This is a genomic window from Bacteroides propionicifaciens DSM 19291 = JCM 14649 (genome assembly GCF_000375405.1).
In the GTDB taxonomy this organism is placed as follows: Bacteria; Bacteroidota; Bacteroidia; order Bacteroidales; family Bacteroidaceae; genus Bacteroides_E; species Bacteroides_E propionicifaciens.
Genome location: NZ_AQWS01000001.1, coordinates 121190 through 147501, shown reverse-complemented (window position 1 = coordinate 147501; position 26312 = coordinate 121190). Strand labels below are relative to the sequence as shown.

Genomic DNA, 26312 nt, shown 5'->3' with positions numbered 1-26312 from the left:
AACATGAATACATCATTTATTAAAAGAAACCTTTTCCTTGGTCTATGTGTAGCATCAGTAGGACTTTTCTCTGCATGCAGTGATAGCGACAACAAAAACGGTAACGACGGAGATGACGATAATGGAGGCATTGTTGAATCAAAACCATTCTTTCTATCTCTAGCTGGAGCAGGAGAATCTGAGTATTTACTACAAATAGATAATATCGAGTCTGGGACTTACTCAATTAAAGACAACTTTAAGCAACTTGAGCAATCAGGATATACTTGGCTATTCAGTGATAACCATAAACATGCTTTAGGACTTCTATACAAGAAAGGTGATCCTGGTGTTTCACTAGCCTACGAGAAGAATAGCAAAGGTAAGTTTGAGCAAAAAGAAGAATTTATAATTAAATCTAGATATACAACTTATGGTTTTTTTGAGGACTATGCCATTACATCAGTAGGTGGGCAAGCAACTGAAGATTCAAATATCGCAGATGGAGTTATCTTCAATGTGATAGACTTAAAGAATGATTATAATCTTTCTCCAAGTGATCCTATACACACTCTAGGAGTATTCAATGAGGGACAAATAGCTACGTTTTCAGGTATTGCAGATACAGGTAGAGGTACATTTTTGACTGGAGTTGTAGTTTCTGAGCCAAAAGATCCTAGTGTTGAAGGTGGATCTAGCACAGGTGCTGTAACGGAGCCAAACAAAGTATGGGTTGCTGAAATTAACAACAAGTTCGAGATTGTAAGAACATTCGAGGACGACCGTATCAGCTATTCATCTGGACGTCACAGATCTCAATACTACTCACAAATCGGTATTGCCGACGATGGAACCACTTATGTATTCTCTGGTTCTTACGATGAGAATACTGAATTGCCAGCAGGTGCACTAAAAATCAACAAAGGAGCAGAAGATTTTGATAAAAATTACTACTTCAACATCCAGGAGAAAACGGGGCACAAGTTTAGAAAAGTTTGGCACATCACTCAAGACTACTTTATGCTAGAGGTGTATAATACTAACGACCCAATTACTGTTGAATCGGTAGCAACAAAGTATGCTATTGTGAAAATGGGAGACAAGACTTTCAACTGGGTTGAAAACATACCTGCCGAAAACAAGATCATCACAACGGGCTTACCTTTTGCCTATGAGGGTAAAATGCTATTCCCAATCACAGCTGAAAACAGTGATCCTGTAATCTATATTATCGACCCTGTAACAGCTACAGCTAAAAAAGGTACAACAGTTAAAGGAACTTCAGCAATTCGTGCAATAGGTTATCTTGATTAAAGAGACACCGTTACACAAATTGTGTAAATAATTAAAACTTGGGTTGGGCTATAATATAGCCCAACCCTTTTTTGTAAAGAATCAGGGACTGAGGCTTTGAGACTTTGCAATCAAGATTAGATTTGAAGCTTAAATAAACGAGTAGGTGGTTTACCCAAAACCACCTACTCGTTTGCTTATTACGAGCTACTGGCAAGTATAAAGTGTGTTATCTATTTAATAATCTTCAAAGATTTCCGAAAACATCTGACATACTATCTTGTTGTAATCATAATACTTAATAATTGTTTAATAGTATAAAACTCGTATCATACAACAGTATAAACCTCTGAAAAGCAGATGCAATCGCGATTCTAATATTTTTCTAATAGATATCTGTTAAATCAACATTAAAAGTCAGCCTATCTTTGCGACACAGTTAATAAGATACAAAACTTAATTAATCTCATTCTCATGAAAAGAAAACTTTTATACAGCACATTATTTGGCTGCACACTACTATTTTCATGTAGTACAAAACCAGAGAATCCAACTGCGGAGCCTTATAGCATCGTAGGAGACACAGTACATATTGCCAATGGTGAAGTACTTAAGAATAAGATTAAGTTAGATCGAGTCTCCCAAGAACTGGTAGCAAGTGAAGTAGTAACTGCGGGAACTATTCAAGCTATACCTACACAGTATGCCTATATAGCTCCTCCGTTTGCCGGAAGAGTCGTTCGCTCATATATCAAGCTGGGGGAGAAGGTAAAACAAAATACTCCCCTATTCGACATTATCTCTTCTGAATATACTACCGCGCAAAAAGAGTATTTCCAAGCAGAGTCTGATAGAGATTTAGCAAAGCTCAACTTAGATAGACAGAAAGACTTAATGGCAAATGGCGTAGGTTCACAAAAAGAGAACGAAGAGGCTTCAAATGCCCTGTTTATTGCCGAAAAAGAGTATGAGAATGCTTCTATGGCCTTGCAGGTATTCCAAACGAATCCTAGTCAAATGACACTTGGCGAGCCCCTTGTAGTTAGAGCACCAATTGCAGGTGATGTTATTGAGAACTCTATCGTTACAGGTCAGTTCATCAGTAGTGAGACAGACCCAGTTGCAGTGATTGCCAATTTGGATAAAGTTTGGATTGTAGCCCAAGTAAAAGAGAAAGATATTCGCTTTATACATCAGGGAGATAAAATTGAAGTGCAGATTGCGGCACTCCCCAATCATCCCATCGAAGGTACAGTTTACTATATAGATGAATCTATTGATATGGAAACTCGTTCAATCAAGGTTTTATCCGTGTGTGATAATCATGACAAACAACTTAAGTTGGGAATGTATGCTACAATTCATTTTACAGATCAACCAAAACCCAGTTTAGTTGTACCCGAAAAAGCAATCTTGCAAGGTGAAGATCATAGCTACATCTATGTTGAAGTTAAAGAAAACATGTTTATCCCCTGCCCTGTTCACGTTGAAAGCACCCGCGACGGTAAAGCTATAATTACTGGCGATCTTAAAAAGGGAGATGTGATTGTAAGTGAAGGTGGTTACTATTTTAAATAAGAAACAATGCTAAAAAAGAATTTCATGCTTTTAACCATCCAAAAGAGATGGGTTTTAGCACTAATGTTTACACTATTGGCTGTCTTTGGCTACTACTCATGGAAACAATTATCCATTGAGGCTTATCCAGATATTGCTGATGTTACATCACAAGTTGTTACACAAGTACCAGGGCTAGCTGCCGAAGAGGTGGAGCAACAGATAACTATCCCACTTGAGCGTTCACTCAACGGAATGCCTGGTATGCATGTTATGCGTAGCAAAAGCACCTTTGGCTTGTCAATCATTACTATAGTTTTTGAAGATGGAGTTGAAGACTATTGGAGCCGTCAGCGCGTTCAAGAGCGAATTGCTGAGGTGGATCTTCCACAAGATGCAGCTCCAGAACTTGACCCCCTAACCTCGCCAATTGGAGAGATTTACCGCTACATTATAGAGAGTGACCACCACTCCCTACGTGAACTAACCGACCTACAAAACTGGGTAATTATCCCACGTCTGAAAGAGATTTCTGGTGTAGCTGATGTTAGTAATTTTGGAGGTATTACCACACAATTTCAAGTAGAGCTTGACCCCACTAAGCTCGAGCAATACAACTTAGACTTGAGTGAAGTTGTCGAAGCCATTGAGAACAACAACTCCAATGTTGGAGGTAGTATCCTTAACCGTGGAGACCTAGGCTATGTAGTTCGTGGTATCGGACAAATTACTGATCTCGAAGACTTGGGTAAAATTGTTGTGAGTTCACAAAACGGTGTGCCTATTTTCCTAAATGACTTGGGTAAACTAAAATATGGTAACCTCGAACGTAAAGGTGTTCTAGGCTACTCGGATAGAACAAGAGAATATTCTGAGAGCATTGAAGGAATCGTTTTACTACTTAAACACGAAAACCCATCAACAGTACTCAAAGACATTCACAGTGCCATTGATGAGCTTAATAATGAAATCTTGCCCGAAGGAGTTAATATTCACACCTTCCTTGATCGTACGGAGCTAGTAGATACAACACTACATACAGTATCGACAACCCTTCTCGAAGGAATTGCCTTAGTTATTATTGTGTTAATCGTATTTCTTGGTAGCTGGAGAGGTGCTTTACTTGTAGCCATCACCATTCCCTTATCGCTGCTCATTGCATTTATCTTGATGCACATAACAGATATCCCAGCCAATTTATTATCACTGGGTGCGATTGACTTTGGAATTATTGTAGATGGTGCGATTGTAATGATGGAGACGGTACTAAAGAAGCGTGAAGATCATCCCGATGCGCCACTTACCGAACAAGGCATTGCCAAGCGAGTTACTAAGGTAGCCAAGCCAATTATCTTTGCGACTATCATTATTATTACTGCATATCTCCCCCTATTTGCTTTTGAGCGTGTAGAAAAGAAACTGTTTACACCTATGGCTTTCACTGTGAGTTTTGCACTCTTTGGAGCCCTATTAGTAGCCTTACTTCTGATACCAGGAATGGGGTATGCACTCTACAAAAAACCACAAAAGATTTATCATAATAAATGGCTTGAGAGATTAACAGCAGCCTACTCAAATGTAGTAGATAGAATTATTCATAAACCTCGCAAAGTAGTTACAGGTGTTATCGTAATTTTTGCAGCAGCACTAGGATTGACTTTTATGGTAGGAAAAGACTTCTTGCCTGAGCTTGATGAGGGTTCACTCTGGCTACAAGTCAATCTGCCTCCAGGTATTACTGTTGACCGCTCTAGGGAGTTGTCTGACACCCTGCGAGCACGTACCATGAAATACGACGAGGTTACCTATATTGCAGTCCAAGCTGGCCGTAACGATGACGGTACCGACCCTTTCACCCCTTCACACTTTGAAGTGTCTGTGGGCATCAAGCCCTACAAAGAGTGGCCAAGAGGTAAGACTAAGAAAGATTTGATCGATGAATTATCAGCAGAATATGCCACCCTACCCGGATTTTCGGTAGGTTTTAGCCAACCGATGATTGACGGGGTTATGGATAAAATATCAGGAGCACATAGCGAGTTGGTCGTTAAAGTTTATGGAAATGACTTCAAAGAGACTCGTAGAATAGCCGAAGAGGTGCTGTCGGTACTCGACAACACTCCAGGTGCTGCAGATTTGGATATCGACCAAGAACCACCTTTACCACAGCTACAAATTCAGATGGATAGAGATGCAATAGCTCGCTACGGATTAAATGTATCGGATGTTAACGACCTCATTGAGATTGCAATTAGTGGAAAGGCGATATCTCAGATTTATCAAGACGACCGAGTATATGATATAACTTGTAAGTATAAAGAGTCGAGCAGAGATACCCCCGAGAAGATTGCTTCACTAATGCTAACCTCGACTACTGGAGCTAAGATTCCGTTATCACAGGTAGCCAATATTAAGCTGAGTACAGGAGAAAGCACCATTACACGTGAGATGAATAAACGACACCTTACCGTAAAGCTTAACCTACGTGACCGAGATTTGTCCTCGTTCCTTAAAGAGGCTCAACGCAAGATTGAACAAGAGGTTGACTACGATCATAGTAAATATCACATCCGTTGGGGTGGTCAATTTGAGAATCAAAATCGTGCCTACTCAAGATTAACCGTAATTGTTCCTCTTGCCTTAGCACTAATGTTTGTACTACTCTATATCGCTTTCGGAAAGTTCCGACAAGCAGGACTAGTGCTCTGTATTGTGCCTTTGGCTCTATTTGGAGGAATGCTAGCCTTGAACGTCAGAGGAATGACACTCAATGTATCTTCGGCTGTTGGGTTTATCGCCCTATTCGGAGTAGCCATCCAGAATGGAGTAATTATGGTTTCGCATATCAATGACCTTCGCAAAGAGGGAGAAACCCTATACGAGGCCGTGACCGATGGAGCAAGACACCGATTTAGACCCGTTCTGATGACTGCCACAGTAGCTATACTTGGTCTATTCCCTGCCTCAATGGCAACAGGAATTGGATCGGACGTACAAAGACCACTTGCAACAGTGATTGTTTATGGGTTGATGTTTTCAACAGTGATTACCCTATTTGCACTACCCGTGCTATACTATTTAATCGAACGCAAAAATGAAAAAGCTTAAATACATAGTAACTTGCCTGATTGGCTTAGCCACGAGCTTCCCCGTAATGGCTCAAACGGAGACACAACAAGCAGAGTTACCCACTACAGGACTTGAGTTCACTGCCTACCTCAAAGAGGTGGGTGAAAAGAATCTTCAATTTCTTGCTGAGAAGTATAATGTTGATATTGCTAAAGCCGAGGTCATAGCTTCTAAAGTTATGCCCGATCCAGAGCTTAATTTTGAAGCAGAGAAAGACAATTATACCATTGAACTAGGCTATACACTAGAATTGGGTAAACGTAGAGCCCGAATCAACCAAGCACGTGTCGATGGTGAATTGGTCAATCTAGAATTGGAATCATACTTTAAAGAGCTTCGTGCCGAAGCTACAGTAGCTTTTCTTGATGCACTATTGCAACGTGACTTGCTGGAGCTAAAACAAAACTCCTACCGCATGATGGCAGAGCTTCATCACTCCGATAGCATTCGCTATAAATTGGGGGAGATTACACTCAATGATGCCCGTCAATCGAAGGTGGAAGCCATAACATTGCTCAACGAGGTGTACGAGCAAGAGGCAGCCCTAAAATCGGCAAATGTCTTACTCAACCGTTATATGGGTAGACCCATTACGCAAGCCACTATTCCTGTGGGCAATATGCAAAATATGGATAACAGTTATACCCTAACCGATTTGCTTCCAATAGCTCTCGAACAGCGTGTCGATGTACAGATAGCTCGCAAAAACATTCAATCGTCTCAAAGTCAACTCAAATTGGCGAAGGCTGAGCGTAGAGCCGACTTAGGATTAATGGTTGGTTACGAGAGAGATTGGCACGGCATGTGGCCAAACCGCAATACGATTAAAGGAGGAATATCTGTTCCTCTAAAGTTCTCGAATATCAATAAAGGGGAAGTTAGAGCCCGAAAATTGGCAATAAGCCAAAGTCAACTTTCTAGAGAGAGCAAAGAGATGGATATCCAAGTAGAAGTTTCACAAGCCTACTTCGAATACGAAGCTGCTCAGAAACAGGTCAAACAATTTAAATCGGGCCTATTAGCTGAGTCAAGAAGTGTTTTTGAGGGTATGGTATACCGCTATAAACGTGGTGAAACCAATATCATGGAGGTACTTATTGCTCAACGAACATATAATGAAATTCAAGAGCAATACCTCGAAACCATGAAAGCTTATGCCCAGGCTATGGTCAATCTTGAATACACTAGTGGCATCTGGGAAATAGAATTCTAAACCTTTAACTCTATATTGAATATTCCCGATACGTAGTTAAGCTGTGTATCGGGAATATTATTTTTATAAACTTCTTATTATTAACCAGCTCCTTAGACACCATCTACAGCATAAAATCATTTAAATTGTCTTTTATTACATAGAAGTCCACTTATTCCTATCTCAATAATAGGATCAAAAGAAGATTCATTTCGAAGGATTAATGGTTATCTTTGCAATTCTTAATTACTTACAGGATACGGAACCTCTCCTTACCAATGAGGACAATTCATTTTTAAATTCTGATAAACATTATGAGACTAGTTGATCACCTGATTGAACGAAGCCCATACGAAAGAGTTTTTCATGCCGTTTTATACGAAGTAGTCGGTATTATTACCAGTACACCTATCATTATCTTTTTTACAGGAAAAGGAATTGGAGATTCTGGGCTGATTGCACTGATTGTTTCAATAACAGCTACCATTTGGAACTACATTTATAACTTTGGTTACGACAAATTACTAGCCAAGTACAAGATCAAAAAGACATCACGCGTAAGGGTGATTCATGGTTTATTCTTTGAAGTTGGACTCGTTTTTATAACTGTGCCCATTTTAGCTTTAACCATGGGGCTAGGCATTATTGAGGCATTCAAGCTCGAATTTGCAATGCTCGTTTACTTCTTCCCTTATACCATTGTGTTCAATTGGATTTATGATAAGGCGAAATCTTTTGTTATTCTACGGTTAAACACCAATTAGAGCATATATCTAAAATAAAATTGACGAGGAATAGAGTATTAAAACTGTATTCCTCGTCCTGTTTTATGGCAAGATGTCAAGCATATTACGCTCAAGCCCTAAGGATTATAGCTATTAGCTGACATATCGAAATAATAATACTATATTTGTAGCCCCTAAACTGTACCACATAAAACACGTGTCATTTGAATGAGCTGATAGAGCTCTAGACGAATATTTAATTTATATAAAATCACTGTTAGATAGCATTATGAATACTAATCTATTTACTTCAAATTTTATCAAAGTTTGCCTAGCAAACCTTTTTTTATTCTTCTCATTATACACACTTCTGCCGGTAACATTTTTTGAAATATCACCAACGCTACAGGAGTATGGGTACAAAGGTTGGCTTCCATTGGGAATCTTTGTTGTGGGTTTGCTTGTCGGTGGACCATTTCATAATTATCTGATAGAGCATTTTAATCGTAAAAAGGTATGTAGCTTGGCATATATTGGCGTACTAGTTCCTTCGGTTATATTTTTAGTAACCAATCAATCCGTAACCATTTTTATAGGTCTAGCCATCTTAGGCATTGCTTTTGGTATAGCAACAGCTGCCAATGTCACAATAGCAATCGATGTCACTAGCCCCCGAAGACGAAGCCGAGGCAACGTAATTTACGCTTGGGCCGGACGTTTGGGTATGGTCTTAGCTATTCCCTCTAGCATCTATCTATTATTAACCTATTCCAAAGATTGGGCACTTTATGCTAGTATTGGAGCAATTTTTTTGGCTTGGGTAATGACTAAACTTACACATCACCCCTTTAGAGCCCCTACCGAAAGCTCTACATTGAGCTGGGATCGATTTATGCTCCCCAAGAGTTGGAAACTCTTACTGATGATGGTTCTTGTCGCCTATATGGTTGGATCATTACTACCTCTATTCTTCTTGGATGCACACGATTATATCACAGATATTACTACAGATAAACTCGGATTCATTTTGATTCCGTTCTTGGTGTTTTTTGGGTCTGCATTACTTTCGACAGCAGAAGTTCACAGCCTGCTAAGCAATAAGCTAATGAATTACCTTTTGCTGCGCACCCCTGTTGTAATCATTGGAGCCTATTTTCTAGTCGTTTACCATCACCACCTATCTGCGTGGAGCATACTAATTTGCATCGGGCTAATAGCGAGTTTCTTATCAGCAATCTGGCGAGTTGTTTCACCCCATCGCAAGTATTATGAATATAATAAATGGTCGTTAGAATCACAATACCGAATCGAGGTCATCTCACCTATCCTTACAGGATTATTCTGTATATTACTTGCCAATACGCTAGTAGGCGACCTACAACTTAGAGGATACCCCATATTCTTTCTATCGGCACAACTCTTTATCTTTGGAATAGCCAGAGTCTCTTCCCCCTTGTTCTTACTCTTAGTTTTGAGTGCGAAACACTGTGAGAGAGGAACTGCAAATACGACTCATCACTTAGGTTGGGAGATTGGCTTAAGTCTGGGAGTTGTTATCTCTATAGCATTCAAGTTCTCCATTAACAATACGATAGTTGTGGGGATGAGTATCCTAGCCGTTATATTTATCATCTACGTTTTTATCTATTTCCGTTTACATGCTTTGGCCAAACACAAGCATAGCTTTAAACATTAGCTTTCTTGTTTTATTATGAATAAGCTAACACTTAATGCACCAAAACCAATTTATTATCCTGAAGCTTATAAGTTAACTTGCTATTATCTTTAGCTGTAGCCCTAAATACCCCATCAGCGAATGTTATAACCGATTTACTCTGAATAGTCCCTAGGTATACAAACGCACCATTAGGAGTCTTTTGTAGGGCAAATAAAGAGAGGTCAATACGATCTCCTGGTTTACCAACTGCTACAGCAATCTCAGAACTATTGTCTTTATTAACATCTAGTAACGCCACTTCAACACTAAAAGCAGGGTTCAAATCACCATAATCATCAAAGAAATAATCATCGGGGACATCGTTAATTAGGTTTTGACCAATACCATTACGCTGAGCCAGTACACGCACCCCATTGGGATGATCTAGCCCTAGCAACACTGAACCCTCATCACCATTACCGAGCTTCAATGTTTTATCTTGTAGGAGCTGACGAGCCGAACTTTGAACGTATCGAGCAGGCAACGGGGCATCAAAGAGTAAGACCTCTTTAGACTTACTAGAAATCATCTCTGCTGACCCCGTAGCTTGGTGGTCACCTCCCTCCTGCGATGGAGTGGTAGGATAAATTACATCAGGCTGAACTAAAGAGGAATCTTTAGCATCAGAGTCGGAAGCTTTGCTGGATTTGTTCCAACAAGAGGCAAATAAGCCTAAGCTCAAAAAGAGCAAAGTATAAGTAAAGACTTTCTTCATGGTCGTAATTTATTTAAGTTTAAAGCGAAGTCTAAGAACTCCGTCAGTATATGAGTGCGAAGAGATAATAAACTCTCCTATTTCACTAGTATTCGATACGTGAGCACCAATACAAGCACAGGTATCGTAATCACCTATACGGATAATACGCAAAAGATTTGAAGCCTCATCGGGAAGTTTACTCAAATCAACCAAGCCTTCGGCCTCATCTTTAGGAATAAAGCTTTCGAACACATCGAGCTTGGCTTGAATTGCTTGGTTAACCAAGCGTTCTATTTCACGAATCTCAGTTTCAGATGGTGCCTTAGGCAATATATAATCGCATTTACTTTTCTTGCGCTCAATATGTGCGTTTTTTGATCGAGGGCAACCGTATAATTTTACCATTGTGGCATTTAGCAGATGTTCCGCTGTATGCATCGGTGGATATTCTTGTTTATTATGTTCGTTTAGATGAATAGTCGATGTCATTATTTAAGTTCTTGATTATATAGTTCATGTGCAATTTTCTTACATGCTGCTCTTTGAATCTTTTGGGAGAGTGTCATTGGGATTGTATCTGTATAAAAGATATACTTAGGCAATTCGTAACTTGTCAGTACTTCCCTTATTTGATCCTGTAGATTTGTTACGTCTACTCTCTTACCAGCAATTAGAAGAGTAACCGATTCGCCCAGAATAGCGTCACTAACACTAGTTATAACATACGGAGAAGGAATTAAGTTTTTGAGTTTTTCTTCTATTTCTTCAGCCTGAAGCTTTATGCCACCGCTATTGATTACATTATCAATTCTACCGAGTATTTTAAATCTCCCACAAGCATCAAAAGCCACAAGATCATTGGTAGTAAGTCGCTCTTCACATACCAAAGGAGCCCAAATAATAAGAGCACCAGTAGCCAATTGAGACAATTCAACTTCGGGTAAAGCCGTATAGTAAGCCGAACGATTAGCTCCATTAAGCTGACGAATAGCAATATGAGAAACAGTTTCCGTCATACCATAGCTCGAATAAACTCCACCAGGAAACAGAGCCAAATCTTCTTCCAAGGCTTTATCAATAGCACCCCCACCGATAAGCAATGTCTTAATTTGTTTTAGTCGGATAAGTTCCAACGTTGTTTGCATAGAATTGTAAACCTGCATAGGCACCATTGCAGCAAAGCTTAAATAACCATCAAAGTTTATCAAAGGGTGACTTGTTGGAGGAGCTACCCATAGTGAGAGTCTGCAAACAACAGCACGTACAAGCATCATTTTGCCAGCAATATACCTCACAGGCATACATAGAAGAGCCGAGTCGTCAGGCTTTAGACCAAAGTAAGTACAAGTAAGCTTGGCACTGTTTTGCATATGTGTTTTGCGAACCTCTAAAGCTTTTGGCCGCCCCGTTGAACCAGATGTTTGAACACGAACAGTTTGCTTTGAATCAAACCATTCACTCAAAAAAGAGCAGATTTCTTGATAGAATTCCTGCTCTTTAGGACTTTTAGCTGTTGCAACAAAGCAAGCTAAATTGGTGGGTGAATACAGTTCACCATTAAGCCGTATCCTTTGCATCATAAGTCAAAATCAATAGTCACCATACGATTGGGATTAAACCAAAGATAATCTTCACGGATTTCTAAAGGCAAATCAATATTATCGGAATAAAGCAGTCCTGTACCCAATCCTTGCGGAACAACAGGATTAAGAGTTGCTGTCCATTGTGCAAGAGCATTTAAACCTATGTTCGACTCTAGTGCTGAGGTAACCCACCATCCAATCTTACGAGCCTCAGCTTCACGAATCCACTCTTCACAACCAACAATACCACCGTGTAAAGAAGGTTTAAGAATAATGTACTGAGGCATGATGGCATCTAGTAGTTCTTTTTTCCCAGCAAGTGTATTCACTCCAATTAGTTCTTCATCGAGTGCTATGGGAAGTGGTGTGACCTTAGCCAATTTGGCCATCTCATCCCATTGGTTTGCCGCTATAGGCTGCTCTATCGAATGAATATCATATTTAGCGAGTTGTTCAAGTTTCATAAGGGCATCAGTAGCCGAGAAAGCTCCATTAGCATCTACACGTATCTGAATCTGTTCTGAACTAAACTGAGCACGAATTTGCTTAATCAGATCAATCTCATGTTCAAAGTCAATCGAACCAATCTTTAGTTTAATTAGTCTGAAACCATCAGCTATTTTAGTCTCTATCTGGTGCTGCATAAAATCTAAGCCTCCCATCCAAACGAGTCCATTGATCGGTATACCCTCTTGCCCCTTAGCAAAAGGAGTATCCCAGAGCTGAAGGGATTGCCGTTGGTAATGCTGAACAGCAGTTTCAAAACCAAACAGCATAGAGGGATAATTCCGTAGGGTCTCCCAGTCAATCTTATTGTTTAGACTAAACTCTTTTGCGAAATTCTTCAAGATGCTTTCGTACTGATCAGAATAATCACAGCTTAAGTCGGGAAGCGGTGCACATTCACCGATACCAAACAAAGAGGTATCTGACTGATATGAAAGGAGTATATACCACACTTTCCGTGTAGAATATACTCCTCTAGAAGTTCCTGCAGGATGCTTAAAATGAAGCAAGCGCGGAATAATATCTATTTTAATTGACATTATATATTAGCTTTAATCGTGAAAAAGCCAATTTAAGGAAATTTAGGGTACTTGTCAAAGTTTGGTTTACGTTTTTCTAAAAAAGCTTTCTTTCCTTCTTGAGCTTCTTCTGTCATATAGTACAACATAGTAGCATCACCAGCCAGTTCCTGAATACCTGCCTGACCATCAAGTTCAGCATTAAGACCTGCCTTAATCATGCGCAAGGCAATAGGACTCAGCAACATCATCTCTTCAGCCCATTTCACATATTCCTCTTCTAATTGATCTAATGGCACAACAGTGTTAACCAAGCCCATATCTAAAGCTTCTTGAGCATTGTACTGACGACAAAGGAACCAAATTTCACGTGCTTTCTTTTGACCCACAACACGAGCCAAATAAGAAGATCCAAAACCAGCATCAAAACTACCTACACGAGGACCAGTTTGACCGAATATTGCATTTTCCGAAGCAATCGAAAGGTCGCAAACAACATGAAGTACATGACCACCACCAATAGCAAAGCCATTAACAGCTGCAATTACAGGTTTAGGGATAGAGCGAATTTGTTTTTGTACATCAAGTACACTTAGGCGAGCTACACCATCTTTACCAATATAACCACCAAAGCCTTTGGCATTCTGATCGCCACCTGAGCAGAATGCTTTATCTCCAGCTCCTGTTATAACCACAACACGTATAGAAGCTTCTTCACGACAGATGCTCATAGCATCGCTCATTTCACCTGTTGTTTGAGGAGTAAAAGCGTTACGCACTTGTTCGCGATTTATAGTAATACGAGCTATACCGTTGTAAAATTCAAAAAGTATATCTTCGTAACCTTTAATAGTTTTCCATTCTCTTTTTGTCGACATATCTATTATTTGTTTTTTAATGAATGATAGTATGATTTATATTCTAAAATATCTTGGTCAGTATCTGTAAACACTTCGAGGAACATGGGTTTAACCAAGCTCACCTCTGGATTGAGAAACTCAACCAAGACATCGTTTAATTCTTCTTGATTCGTAGCAGATAGATAATTGAATCCTCTCTCTTTTGCCCATCCTTCAGCACGTGTACTGTGAGTTGCCCTGACAAAACGCTCGGCATTACCCGTCAAGTTCATAGGTAACCCCTTGAATATTTCACCACCACTGTTGTTGAGCAGAAGTATTCTAAAGTTTGAGCCGAAATTGCTACTCCAAATAGCATTCATATCGTAAAAGAAACTCAAATCGCCTATTAAGCAGAAATTGAGTTTGTCCGAAGCCATGGCATAACCTATGGCTGTTGAGAGTGATCCTTCGATTCCGTTGGTCCCCCGATTGCAACACACCTCAACTTCGTGAGATAGTTTAAAGAGTTGGGCATACCGAACAACCGAACTATTGGCCAAATGAAGAGCCGAAGGGATAGGTAAATTACCAATGATTTGACCCACAACTCCCATGCTTGAATAAGATAATTCGGGTTGAACCAAGGAGTTTGATTTACTTTCCCATAACTGATTATACTCTCCCTTAACTTTTTCGATATGTGGAGCAATTCGGTCAAGGAACTCAAAAGGAGTCATCTCAATTACGGTAGTTAGCACCCCAAACAAATCGACAACTTTTCCATCAGCGGCTACATGCCAATGCTCTTTAGGAGGATTCTCTCGCAAGTATTGCTTAAGCCTTTTAGAAACGATGTGTCCGCCATAAGTGATTACCAGTTCAGGACGGTAACGTTCTTTCTCTTTATCGTGGAGTGAATAGAGTATGGTATCAAAGTTTTGGATGGCTGTTCCACCCGTAGTTTTATTACCAAGATACTCAGTCAACCAAACAAAGTTTTTATTTAAAGCACGAGCTACTGGTTTATCAAACATATAGATCATCATCTGTTGTCCAGCAATCATCATGCGTTTATCGTAACTGTTTAAACGTTCAAAAAGCTCATCGTAGGATTGATTATAAATATTGAGTCCATCGTATCGGCGAATAACACGTACTTGGGGGAGTTCTGTAGTGTTGAACTCGAATAGAGGCTCCGATATAGGCACATTAATATGTACGGGACCCCTACCGTGATGATAAAGCGCCAATAAAGCCTCATTTATTAGTCGATTGCAATACCATAAATCACTATCGGTGCGAACATCAGGAAGATTTACAGCATATTTAACTAGCGACTTAAAAGCATCGGGTTGAGGAACCGTTTGCCCATCCATTTGACCAATCCACTCAGCTGGTCTGTCTGCCGAAATAACAACCAAGGGAACTTGCTGATAGAAAGCTTCAGCTACTGCAGGATGCAAATTGAGCAAAGCTGTGCCCGAGGTACAACAAACTGCAGCAGGTTCACCACCATTGAGTGCTAAGCCAAGTGCAATGTAGGCAGCACTGCGTTCGTCAGTGGCAGCAGTACAATTAAAATAGGGGTGATTAACCAAGGTCTGTACAATCGGTGCATTGCGACTACCAGGGCACAATACGATTTTCCTTACATTATGGGCTATAAGTAGCGCCACAAGTTCTTGAATATTTCTTTTATCTGAATACATAAGCTTCTATATTTAAGAAATCTTTTTGGCACCCAACAGTGCTTTCATAGTTTGCATTTTGTTTTCGGTTTCGCTCCACTCCTCCTCAAGCTTCGAGGTTAAGAGTAAGCCACCACCAGCATACAACGTACAATATTTTTTACTAATCTGCATACAACGTAAGTTAACATATAAGTTAGTCTGCCCTTCGGGGTCTAAAGCACCTATAAAGCCTGAATAATACTTACGACTCTGAGGTTCTTTTTGGGTGATAAATCGAAAAGCATAAGCCTTAGGCGTACCACAGACTGCAGGGGTTGGGTGCAATAAATGTAGTAAATCACCTAGCTTACTACGATCTTCGAGCTCAAAATTAAAATGAGAAACCAAATGGGTTACTTTACCTGCAGATATATCAATAGGACCAGTTTCCTGGGGGTTAGCACCAAACTTTTGAAGTTGATGTTTGACATAGTCGGACACAAATGCTTGCTCTAACTTATTTTTGGCATCCCAGGGTTGTTGGACTCCACAGATGATAGGTTTTGTTCCTGCTAAAGCTACGGTCTGCCACTTCGATTTATTGCCCGAAAGAATTACTTCGGGCGTACTTCCTAGCCAAGTGCCAGTACGATTGGTATGAAGCAGATAAACATAAGCATTAGGATTCGTTAAACAAGCCTGCTCGAAGGCTTTACCTAGCGACATACCTTGTTCACGCTCTATCACATCACGGCGAGACAAGACTAGTTTTTTGGCTTCACCTCGGCGAAGTGGGTCCATAAACTTTTCGAAGCTCGAACTGTACGAGTCAAACATCTGGTCCGTTACAACTTTTTCTTGATCTGCCTCTGTCGAATTTAAAGATTCGAAACCTTTTAATTCTTTTAGACTGGGAATAGTATCTCTATCAGGAGTAAGTAGCAAAATAGGATAAGTTGTAGTCGGCTCAAAAGGCGCTATAACATAACCTGATTTAGTATTTAAGCTAGACAAATCTGTAAACTCTTCTACCGGTGTATCAGCTTGCATTATAAAATGCCACGTCACTTGAAGTGGCATTTTATAAATAACAAATGCTAAGTTCTTTTTTATTAACTGATCAAGTGCGGTTAGCTGTTCTTGACTAAATTGAATCATCTTTTCTTTAAAATACTATTCATAACACGGATTGAAGAGACCAATTTGTCGGTCGAGGTAAACACATCAATATTCCATACATGGGATGAACGTCCCTTATGAATAATAGTGGCTACGGCTCTTACCGTATCGCCTTCATGTGCCGAAGAAATATGATTTCCACTGACCTGCATACCTACAACAAACTCATCAGCTTCTACCATAATCATAGAGCCTAATCCCGCTATTGTCTCGGCCAATGCTAATGTAGCACCTCCGTGTAGTATACCGAAAGGTTGACGAGTACGCTCGTCGACAGGCATAGTAGCCTCAATACGTCCAGCATCAGCATAAGTGTATTGAATACCTAAGTTACCCATCAAAGCATGTTTGCCACGTTTATTGAGTAACTCGAGGTCAATATCAGCAGCGGTAATTTGAGAAAGTATATATTCTTCAAGAATTAAAGCAATACCATCTTCGTTATTATCTTTAGTAATAACATCGGCACAACGCTTAACCGAATCTATTGCATTACCCATTGCTACCCCTAAGCCAGCCATTTGGATCATAGAGTAATCGGCTTTCCCATTACCTATTACAATAATTTGTTTTGCATCAATGCTAAAGGTCTCTAAAAGCACACCTAGTGCATTGGCTTTATCAATTAATTTAGGAACTACCTCCAAGAAGTAGGGCTCTGTTTGAAAGACATTCATCACCCCATCAAGACGCATTTTAATTTCTTCTTCGAGCTGCTCAATCTCTTGAACATCGTCATTGACTAAAATACATTTATAGGGATTAAAATTTACTGCTGAAGCTAGAGGCTTAACCTCTCTAACCTTCATGTTGTTAATTGCAGCTTCTCTTAGTATATAGGGGTTCTTAGCATCGTTAGTTAAAACCTCACTATCATTATAAGTAAAAATAGCTACGCCATGTTTATTGGCTTCTTTCTCTAAGAAAGGTATTGACTCTTGTTCAATAGTCTGTGATAGCAACACTTTTTTAGTGGGGACATCTATGATCTGTGCACCATTATAGGCTAAGATATAGCCACCGTATTTATCTAGATCTAGCTTTTCAGCTATAGGTAACAAACCATGAAGTGGACGACCCGAAGCCAAGACAATTGTAACTCCTGTTTGTTGAACTTTTCTTAGTGCGGTAAGTGTACGCTTACCTATTTTTCCTTCATCGGTAAGTAATGTTCCATCTACATCTAGAACTAATAACTTATAATCCATGTAATCTGTTTTTTTACCTTCTACTCCTTTATCTAGCAATCAATAAAACTGTTTAAGTATATCGTGTTTGATAAGTTATTCTCTAGTCGATTCGTATGAATTTACTAAGAAATACAGGAAGGTCGGTTAAATCAACTTTTAGTTTATCTCAATTATAGGTCGAAAATTATACGAAAGTCAAATATACTCAAAACACTTATTTAAGTCTACTTCTTTTATAGACAATATTCTTAGAGAGCTTAAAACAGCTGAATTAAAATCCAAAACCCAGTTCTACTATTATATAAATGATCAGGTAATTAACCTACAAGATGTAAATGATTATCTTGTCTTCATGGTAGCACAATATTTACAAGCTTCTAATAATTATAGCATCGTTTGACTAAAATCTATGCTTGATATGCAAATCCCACAGCTTTTCGGTATGATCCGGTATGATCCGAGCCCTTTTTGAGGTCAGATAGCGGCATAAAAAAAGGAAGACAATTATTAATCATCTTCCTTTTGAGCCTCTTGTCGGATTCGAACCAACGACCCCGAGATTACAAATCACGTGCTCTGGCCAACTGAGCTAAAGAGGCGGGTGGGTAAGCTTACTATATCGCGCCGCTACAACCGGCTACCTTTGCTGCGATCAAGCCCTGGAGGATTCACTAGGAGCTGGCCGTATAGGACTTACCCTTAACTGGATGCAAATTTAAGCCTTTTATTTTAATCTGCAAGCCTTATCACAATCTTTTTTTCATCCTTTCTTTTAACATACTGAATATTAGAATATTATTTACAAATCTTTTTTTATCTATTCTGTAATTCTAAGTTTTAATAGCAGAATTCCCTATATCCACTCTTTTATTTATACCTTTGTATAATATAAAATGCACTAATTAAGACATATGAAACAAGGCAGTTCAAATATTCAACAATATGCAATGTACTTTGGTACTTATATGGGGATTTATTGGATTCTCAAATTTATTTTGTTCCCTCTCTCTTTTAAAATACCCTTTTTATCTTTCCTTTTTGTCGGGCTAACTCTTGGGGTACCCTTTATGGGCTATTATTATTTGAAGATATTTAGAGATAAAGCTTGTGGTGGGGTGATTAGCTTTAGGAAAGCCTTTGCATTTACATTCCTTGTCTATATGTTTGCAGCAATGCTTGCAGCTGTAGCACACTTTATATATTTCCAATTTATTGACCACGGAGCAATATATTTAGCAATGGAAACTCAAATTACTGTTTTTCTAGAGGCTAATCAAGGCAGTACCGAATACACTTCGCTAGAAGAAACTTTCAAAGAAGCGTTAGACTATATGGCTAGCCTTACACCAACAGATATCACACTAGATAATCTTTCGAGAAATACATTTCTAGGTATTATATTAGCCATACCTACAGCTTTAATAGGACAAAGGAATAGTAAAAAAGAAGAAAATTAATCACGATACAAACTAGATGTTTAAAAATGGATATATCGATTGTTATACCCTTGTTTAATGAAGCAGAATCACTGCCTGAACTGCACGCTTGGATAAAACGTGTAATGGATGCACATCAATTCAGTTATGAGGTTATATTTATTGATGATGGTAGCAAAGACGATTCGTGGAAAATAATTAAAGAGTTACACGAATTTGATTCTAATGTCAAAGGAATTAAGTTTAGAAGAAATTATGGTAAATCTCCAGGCTTGTATTGTGGTTTTGAAAAAGCTCAGGGTGATGTAGTTATCACTATGGATGCCGACCTTCAAGATAGCCCAGACGAAATTCCAGAGTTTTATAGAATGATTACTGAAGATGGATATGATTTAGTATCTGGGTGGAAGAAAAAAAGATATGATCCCCTATCCAAAACAATACCAACCAAACTTTTTAATGCTACTGCACGTAAGTTCTCAGGCATAAAGAACCTACATGACTTCAACTGTGGCATCAAAGCATATAAAAAGGAAGTGATCAAAAACATCGAAGTTTATGGTGAAATGCATCGCTACATTCCCTTCATTGCCAAAAATGCAGGATTTGATAATATAGGAGAGAAAGTAGTACATCATCAAGCTCGTAAATATGGTGTTACCAAATTTGGATTTAGCCGATTCTTTAATGGCTATTTAGACTTGCTAACACTTTGGTTTCTTTCTAAATTTGGAGTTAGACCAATGCATTTCTTTGGCCTTCTAGGATCTTTCATGTTCTTTTTAGGTTTCATAGCAGTCGTTATTTTGGGTATAACCAAAATTTATCATCTAAATTCGGGCAATCCTTATCCATTAGTGACGGATTCACCTTATTTTTACCTTTCACTAACCTCTATGATTATAGGCTGTCAGTTATTTCTAGCAGGCTTCATTGGAGAGTTAATTGCACGTAGTGCGCCCGAAAGAAATAACTATAAAATCGAAAAGAATATTTAACTCCTAAAACCTATGGTAAGAAGATTACGATTTCCATTGTCATTTTTAACGCTATTGGCTGCAATTATAACACTCACTATCGGGTGTTCCGAAGAGAGTGACTGTTCAATGACTGCTCGCCCCTATATGGTATCCAACTTTTATAGGTATGGTGCCAGCAAAAATGTTATTATCAAAGATACATTGGACTTTCTTACTGTTAAGGCCATAGATACCGACTCAATTTTACTTAATGCTGGAGAAAAGATATCAAGTTTCAATGCTCCACTTAGATTTCAGCCACTTAGTGAGGAAATGACAGGTCTAGTTTTCGAGTTTGATAATGAAGGTAATCGCAAGGATACAATGTGGGTTACACATACTAATAGCGTTTATTTTGTATCAATAGATTGTGGGCAACAAGTCAAACAAAAAATAACGAATATACGCCATACAAAACACAGAATAGATCAAATAATTTTAACCAATCCAGAAGCTAATAATTATGACAAAGAAAACATCAAGATTATATTACGCTAGATTCTTCTGGGTCTTTCTTCTACTATTAACAATATCGACTTACTCAATAGCTCAAAAGAAAGATAAAAAGTCTGAAGACAAAAAGAAAATTACCAACCTGATTAATCAGGATGAAGTTCCACTATATAACGGCATGTTTATAGGTTATGATTTATCAGGACCAATTTACAAAGTATTCTCTGGCGACTATTTATCGAATGAGGTAAACATTGAATTCAACCTTAAAAACAGATACTTTCCCGTCATTGAGATGGGGTATGGTAGTGCGAATAAGTGGAGCGATTATGGTGTCAATTACAAAACTAAGGCCCCTTACTTTAGAATAGGAGCTGACTACAACTTTCTTTATAAGAAGCACCAAAAAAACTACCTAACAGGTGGTTTACGCTATGGAATGACAAAGTATGACTTTGACCTTGCAATTCCACCCATTATTGATGGTGTTTGGGAAGAAGATATATCTGCCGCCCCCGAATTAAAACACTCAAAAGTAGCTTCATCTATGCAGTGGCTAGAGTTTGTTGTAGGTGTACGCACATCTATATTTAAAAACATCTATATGGGCTGGTCACTTCGCATGAAGTATCGCCTTTCTTACAAAAAGAGTGAAGTAGGTAACCCCTGGTATGTACCAGGCTATGGTATTTTTAAAGACTCCCGATTTGGTATCACCTACTCTATTATCTATCGTATTCCTGGTAAAAAGAAGAAATAACACTCAATAAACGCCCGTCATGAAAAAGAAAATGATACGCAACACCCTATGGTTAGTATTTCTAGTCGTAGGCACTTTTTGGATAATAACAAATCAACAAAAGAAACTTGAATACCATAAAATTCAAGGATCAATCTTTGGCACAATATATTCTATCAAATATCAGTCGGATGGAGATATTCAAGCTCAAGTAACTGAAGAATTAAATCGCTTCGACTATTCACTATCTCCATTCAAAGAGAGCTCTGTTATTTCGAAGGTCAACAGAAATGAAGAAGTGGAACTTGACTCATTATTTATTAAGGTATTCAAACGCTCAGAGGAGATTTCACAGATTAGTAATGGTGCTTTTGACATTACAGTTGCTCCCCTAGTCAACGCTTGGGGTTTTGGCTTTAAGCAAGGTGCTTTTCCAGACTCACTAGCTGTAGATAGTCTATTGCAACATACGGGATTCAATAAGATCAAATTAATTGATAATAAAATCATCAAGGAGGATCCGAGTATCATACTCAATGCAAGTGCTATAGCAAAAGGCTACGCAGTAGATATTATTGGTGATCTACTCAAGCGAAAAGAGATCAAAAACTTCATGATTGATATTGGTGGGGAGATTTTAGCTCAAGGTGTCAACCCTGATGGTCAACTTTGGAAGATTGGCATAAACAAACCTATTGACGATCCATTGGCAGTTAATCAAGACCTCGAACTGGTTGTGAAACTTGAAAATAAAGCGCTTGCAACATCGGGTAATTATAGAAACTTCTATATTAAAGATGGCAAAAAATACGCTCATACTATAGACCCTAAATCTGGATATCCTGTACAACACAATATTCTTTCAGCTACAGTTCTTGCTGACGACTGTATGACAGCCGATGCGCTTGCAACAACCTTCATGGTCGTAGGTTTTGAAGAGTCGCTTGAGATATTAAAAAAGTTCCCTGAAGTTGAAGTTTGTTTTATCCTATCGGATATTGACGATAAGTACAAGCTAGAAATGACAGATGGATTTAAGAAATTAGTTTTAGAGTAGTCTTACCAGACTTTCTTCTTAGGAAGTAAATCTAGATCAACATTAGACATACTAGCCCATAAGCTATATTTAGCTTGTGGGCTAATTGTTTCTAACTGCTTAAGGACTTCACCCATAACCTTGCGGTTTGTTTGAGATTCGTAAGGGCAATTTTTTACTTGCTTTTTATAATTGCGCAGAGTAGCCAAATCAATCAAATCTTTTTCCTCTATCAAGCACATCGGACGAATAATCTGCATATCGAACTTATTCATCTGCAACAGAGGTGGCATAGAGCTAATTGATCCTTGAAAAGTCATATTCATCAGCAGTGTAGCTACCATATCATCCATATGATGCCCTAAGGCAATCTTGTTGCAGCCCAATTCCTTGGCAAGTTCGAAAAGTTGCTTTCGTCTATTCCATGAGCATAGAAAACAAGGCGATTTACGCTTATCGGTTGAAGGATCAAAGCTAGTTTCTCGAATATACAGAGGTACATCTAGGGCACGAGTAAACTCCTCAAAATAGCTAGTGTCCGATTCATAAGCAATGTTCGTCATCACCACGTGAACTACAGATATCTTAAAACGTGGCTTTAAAAGCTTCGATCGACCAGCCAATAACTCTGTCAGAGCTAAAGAATCTTTACCTCCCGAAAGTCCAATTAATATATGATCTCCTTCGTCAATTAAACCGTACTCACGGATGCCTTGCACCAGTTTTCGATCTATTTTTTGAATTAATTTATATTCAGCTCTACTATCCATAATAATCTGCAAATATTTTTGTCTGCAAATATACTATTATGATTCGAAAAGCTTTATAGATCGATCGATTCGACCAAAAAACTTTAAATCAAGTAAAACCAAGAGAATGGCCAATTTATTCCAAAATAATTACTATTTTTGAAACACATGAACAAACTTTATATTCCTTAAAATGGCAAGAATAAAACTCATAGCAACAGTCTTTTTCGCACTCTTTTCATTATCAGCTCAAGGGCAGACTATAGAAGAGGCTCGGACTTTATATATTGATAAAAAATACGAAGAAGCCAAGCCTATGTTTGAAAAATTCGTAAAATCAAATCCTAATAATGCCAATTATAATTTCTGGTATGGAGTTTCCGCTTTAAACACAAATGAAGCCCAGAAAGCAATCAGACCTCTAGAACTAGCAAATAAAAGAAGAGTTCCAGACGCTGCATTGTATTTGGGTAAAGCTTATCTGTACAGTTACCAGTTTGACGAAGCAATAAAGACCTTAGAAGACTATATAAAAACACAGGAGCGTCGCAAAAAGAATACAACTGAGCCCAAAGCATTGCTTGAACAAGCAAAGATTAACTCTAGGATGATTAAAGGAGTAGAACAAGTTACGGTTATTGATAGTATCGTAGTAGGCAAGGAAGACTTTTTAAACGCTTATAAACTTAGTGTTGAATCAGGCTCACTTATACAAGCAAATACAGACTCTATCGAATTACCCTCAATTATCTATCAAACCGAGCGTGGAAACAAAAGATATATAGCCAAAGCTAAGACTGATGCTTTCTACCAACTCTATACTCAGGCAAAAATCGGTAATGAATGGGGAGAGTTAAATGCCATTTCAGACTTAAACAAAGATTCTGTAAGTGTTGGATACCCTTTTATGTTGAGTGATGGAATGACATTCTACTACGCATCAAATAATCATGAAAACTTGGGTGGGTATGACATCTTAGTTACACGCTATAATACTAGCAACGATAGTTTCTTAATGTCCGACAATGTTGGCATGCCTTTCAATTCAATTCATAACGACTATATGTATGTTGTAGATGAATTTAACAACTTGGGATGGTTTGCTTCAGACAGATTCCAAAAAGAAGGAGATGTCTGCATATATATATTTATACCCAACGCAGCTAAGCGTACCTACGATTTTGAAACCGTACCCTACGAAGAATTAAAGAAGCTTGCTTCTCTCGAAGACATCAAACTAACGTGGAAAGACCAGAAAGAGGTTGAAGACGGACTAAAAAGACTTGAGTTTGCTCGCAGCTATCAGCCAACACAAAAAAGTGATGCTGATTTCATGTTTATTATAAATGATAAATCAATCTATAAATCTCTTAAAGATTTCCAGTCTAGTGAGGCTAGAGAAGCTTTCATGAAGTTTCAGGTGATGGAGAAAGATTTCAATGCACAACAAAATAAACTAAACACTCTTCGAAAAGAATATGCTACCAAAAAGTCTCCAAACTTAAAGCCTGCAATTCTAGATCTTGAAAAACGTATTGAGCAGATGAGAACAGAAATCAAGATTCAAGAAAAACTCGTTAGATCACTCGAATTAAAATAATTAGATATGGACATTATTCTTATTATTGCACTTAATATAGCTGCAATTATATTCTTCCTTATTGAGCTGTTCTTCTTCCCTGGAATAACAGTAGCAGCTATAGCTGGACTAGGCTGTATGGTTTATTCCATCTATTATGCCTTTATCGCTGTGGGAACTACTGCAGGTTATACAACTTGGCTGGCTTCAGGAGTAATTGCTTTAATTGCTATTTTTTACTTCACCAAATGGAAGAAAATAGATAAGTATGCCCTTAAAGCAAATATTAGCTCAACTGTCGATAGAGAAGCCGAAAGAAGTGTTAAAATTGGTGATGAAGGAGTTAGCATAACTCGTTTAGCTCTATACGGCAGAGCACTAATTAATGGTCATAGTGTGGAAGTTAAGTCTACATCTGGCCTTATCCATGAAAAAACAAACCTCCGTGTGGTAGCGGTAAGCAACGCTGAAATCAGTGTTGAAGCGATTCATTAAAACAATCTATTATTAATTTTAAATATCAAACGATGATTTTACTACAAGCTGCGTTAGATATATCTCTATTCCCTATAATGATAACATTTGCTATCATTATTGTGGTATTGGCTATATTCTTTCACTACGTGCCGTTCTTTCTGTGGTTCTCAGCCAAAGTGTCTGGGGTCCATATATCCCTATTACAACTTGCGTTAATGCGCATCCGTAAAGTTCCTCCATACGTTATTGTTCGTGCAATGATTGAGGCCCACAAAGCTGATATCCCTGATGTAACACGTAACGGACTGGAAGCTCACTACCTTGCTGGTGGTCATGTTGAACAAGTAGTACATGCTCTTGTTTCTGCCTCTAAAGCCGAAATGGATCTATCTTTCCAAATGGCTACTGCTATTGACCTAGCTGGTCGTGATGTATTTGAAGCGGTACAAATGTCTGTTAACCCAAAGGTTATTGATACTGACAGAGTAACTGCTGTTGCTAAAGACGGTATTCAGCTTATTGTAAAAGCTCGTGTGACCGTTCGTGCTAGCATCCGTCAACTTGTTGGTGGTGCAGGTGAAGATACTATTCTTGCTCGTGTAGGCGAAGGTATTGTTTCTTCAATTGGTTCATCGACCAATCACAAATCGGTACTTGAAAATCCAGACTCAATTTCTAAGCTAGTGCTTCATAAAGGTCTTGATGCTGGTACTGCTTTTGAAATCTTATCTATTGATATCGCTGACATTGATATAGGTGAAAACATTGGCGCAAGACTTCAAATGGACCAAGCCAATGCAGACAAAAACATTGCACAAGCAAAAGCTGAAGAGCGTCGTGCAATGGCTGTGGCTAGCGAACAAGAGATGAAAGCTAAAGCTCAAGAGGCTCGTGCTAACGTTATTGAAGCTGAAGCTGAATTACCTAAAGCTATTGCCGAAGCTTTCCGTTCTGGCAACTTAGGTATCATGGATTATTATAAGATTCAAAATATTGAAGCAGACACCAACATGCGATCTTCAATTGGTGGTGACTCCAAATAATAA

23 protein-coding genes and 1 tRNA gene are annotated in these 26312 nt (G+C 38.6%); 14 read left to right on the top strand and 10 right to left on the bottom strand.

Annotated elements, in window-relative coordinates; translation table 11 throughout:
- Positions 1-3: 3 nt before the first annotated feature.
- From B091_RS0100470 to B091_RS0100445, 6 genes are all read left to right on the top strand, one after another.
- Positions 4-1293: a DUF4374 domain-containing protein gene (locus B091_RS0100470; RefSeq protein WP_018108034.1), complete on the top strand. Its 1290-nt coding sequence runs from the start codon at positions 4-6 to the stop codon at positions 1291-1293.
- Between the two features lie 453 nt (positions 1294-1746).
- Positions 1747-2850: an efflux RND transporter periplasmic adaptor subunit gene (locus tag B091_RS0100465; RefSeq protein ID WP_018108033.1), complete on the top strand. Its 1104-nt coding sequence runs from the start codon at positions 1747-1749 to the stop codon at positions 2848-2850.
- Between the two features lie 6 nt (positions 2851-2856).
- Positions 2857-5937, top strand: a complete 3081-nt coding sequence (locus B091_RS0100460) for an efflux RND transporter permease subunit (protein ID WP_018108032.1) — start codon at positions 2857-2859, stop codon at positions 5935-5937.
- Positions 5924-7171 (top strand): TolC family protein, encoded by a 1248-nt coding sequence (locus B091_RS0100455; protein ID WP_018108031.1) that lies wholly within the window; start codon positions 5924-5926, stop codon positions 7169-7171. The genes B091_RS0100460 and B091_RS0100455 overlap by 14 nt, the downstream gene beginning before the upstream one ends.
- Positions 7172-7464: 293 nt before the next feature.
- Positions 7465-7914, top strand: coding sequence for a PACE efflux transporter (locus tag B091_RS0100450; protein WP_018108030.1), 450 nt, complete (start codon positions 7465-7467; stop codon positions 7912-7914).
- A gap of 250 nt (positions 7915-8164) precedes the next feature.
- On the top strand, positions 8165-9571 hold the full coding sequence (locus B091_RS0100445) for an MFS transporter (RefSeq protein ID WP_018108029.1): 1407 nt from the start codon (positions 8165-8167) through the stop codon (positions 9569-9571).
- A gap of 31 nt (positions 9572-9602) precedes the next feature.
- On the opposite strand, the gene B091_RS0100440 is transcribed toward B091_RS0100445, so the two are convergent.
- From B091_RS0100440 to B091_RS0100400, 9 genes are all read right to left on the bottom strand, one after another.
- Positions 9603-10307, bottom strand: a complete 705-nt coding sequence (locus B091_RS0100440; RefSeq protein ID WP_018108028.1) for a hypothetical protein — start codon at positions 10305-10307, stop codon at positions 9603-9605.
- Between the two features lie 9 nt (positions 10308-10316).
- On the bottom strand, positions 10317-10778 hold the full coding sequence (locus tag B091_RS0100435; RefSeq protein WP_018108027.1) for an alanyl-tRNA editing protein: 462 nt from the start codon (positions 10776-10778) through the stop codon (positions 10317-10319).
- Complete coding sequence (locus B091_RS0100430) at positions 10778-11869, bottom strand: AMP-binding protein (RefSeq protein WP_018108026.1); 1092 nt, start codon at positions 11867-11869, stop codon at positions 10778-10780. Before B091_RS0100430 ends, B091_RS0100435 begins: the two co-directional genes overlap by 1 nt.
- A complete protein-coding gene (locus tag B091_RS0100425) occupies positions 11866-12918 on the bottom strand; it encodes an o-succinylbenzoate synthase (RefSeq protein WP_018108025.1) in 1053 nt (350 codons plus the stop codon). The genes B091_RS0100430 and B091_RS0100425 overlap by 4 nt, the downstream gene beginning before the upstream one ends.
- Positions 12919-12950: 32 nt before the next feature.
- A complete protein-coding gene (menB, locus tag B091_RS0100420; RefSeq protein ID WP_018108024.1) occupies positions 12951-13775 on the bottom strand; it encodes a 1,4-dihydroxy-2-naphthoyl-CoA synthase in 825 nt (274 codons plus the stop codon).
- Between the two features lie 5 nt (positions 13776-13780).
- Positions 13781-15448: a 2-succinyl-5-enolpyruvyl-6-hydroxy-3-cyclohexene-1-carboxylic-acid synthase gene (menD, locus tag B091_RS0100415; protein ID WP_018108023.1), complete on the bottom strand. Its 1668-nt coding sequence runs from the start codon at positions 15446-15448 to the stop codon at positions 13781-13783.
- A 12-nt stretch (positions 15449-15460) separates the two neighbouring features.
- Positions 15461-16567 (bottom strand): isochorismate synthase, encoded by a 1107-nt coding sequence (locus tag B091_RS0100410; protein ID WP_018108022.1) that lies wholly within the window; start codon positions 16565-16567, stop codon positions 15461-15463.
- Positions 16564-17796 (bottom strand): Cof-type HAD-IIB family hydrolase, encoded by a 1233-nt coding sequence (locus B091_RS0100405; protein WP_025069316.1) that lies wholly within the window; start codon positions 17794-17796, stop codon positions 16564-16566. Before B091_RS0100405 ends, B091_RS0100410 begins: the two co-directional genes overlap by 4 nt.
- Positions 17797-18303: 507 nt before the next feature.
- A tRNA-Thr gene (locus tag B091_RS0100400) sits at positions 18304-18377 on the bottom strand.
- Between the two features lie 312 nt (positions 18378-18689).
- Here B091_RS0100400 and B091_RS0100395 point away from each other — a divergent pair.
- From B091_RS0100395 to B091_RS0100375, 5 genes are read left to right on the top strand one after another with little or no spacing between them, the layout of a single operon-like run.
- Positions 18690-19235: a DUF4199 domain-containing protein gene (locus tag B091_RS0100395; RefSeq protein ID WP_018108020.1), complete on the top strand. Its 546-nt coding sequence runs from the start codon at positions 18690-18692 to the stop codon at positions 19233-19235.
- Between the two features lie 26 nt (positions 19236-19261).
- Positions 19262-20212, top strand: a complete 951-nt coding sequence (locus B091_RS0100390; RefSeq protein WP_018108019.1) for a glycosyltransferase family 2 protein — start codon at positions 19262-19264, stop codon at positions 20210-20212.
- Positions 20213-20224: 12 nt separating this feature from the next.
- Positions 20225-20731, top strand: a complete 507-nt coding sequence (locus B091_RS0100385; protein WP_018108018.1) for a DUF6452 family protein — start codon at positions 20225-20227, stop codon at positions 20729-20731.
- Entirely contained in the window at positions 20697-21446 is a 750-nt protein-coding gene (locus tag B091_RS0100380) for a DUF6048 family protein (RefSeq protein WP_018108017.1), read from the top strand. Before B091_RS0100385 ends, B091_RS0100380 begins: the two co-directional genes overlap by 35 nt.
- Positions 21447-21465: 19 nt before the next feature.
- Positions 21466-22482, top strand: a complete 1017-nt coding sequence (locus tag B091_RS0100375) for an FAD:protein FMN transferase (RefSeq protein ID WP_018108016.1) — start codon at positions 21466-21468, stop codon at positions 22480-22482.
- A gap of 2 nt (positions 22483-22484) precedes the next feature.
- Here B091_RS0100375 and B091_RS0100370 read toward each other — a convergent pair whose 3' ends face one another.
- Positions 22485-23231: a PP-loop family protein gene (locus B091_RS0100370; protein ID WP_018108015.1), complete on the bottom strand. Its 747-nt coding sequence runs from the start codon at positions 23229-23231 to the stop codon at positions 22485-22487.
- 172 nt (positions 23232-23403) lie between these two features.
- On the opposite strand from B091_RS0100370, the gene B091_RS11575 reads away from it, so the two are divergent.
- The 3 genes from B091_RS11575 (at position 23404) to floA (ending at position 26309) form a co-directional block, all read left to right on the top strand.
- Positions 23404-24810, top strand: a complete 1407-nt coding sequence (locus B091_RS11575) for a tetratricopeptide repeat protein (RefSeq protein ID WP_018108014.1) — start codon at positions 23404-23406, stop codon at positions 24808-24810.
- 6 nt (positions 24811-24816) lie between these two features.
- On the top strand, positions 24817-25284 hold the full coding sequence (locus B091_RS0100360) for an NfeD family protein (RefSeq protein ID WP_018108013.1): 468 nt from the start codon (positions 24817-24819) through the stop codon (positions 25282-25284).
- 77 nt (positions 25285-25361) lie between these two features.
- Positions 25362-26309, top strand: coding sequence for a flotillin-like protein FloA (gene floA / locus B091_RS0100355; RefSeq protein WP_425303978.1), 948 nt, complete (start codon positions 25362-25364; stop codon positions 26307-26309).
- Positions 26310-26312: the final 3 nt, after the last annotated feature.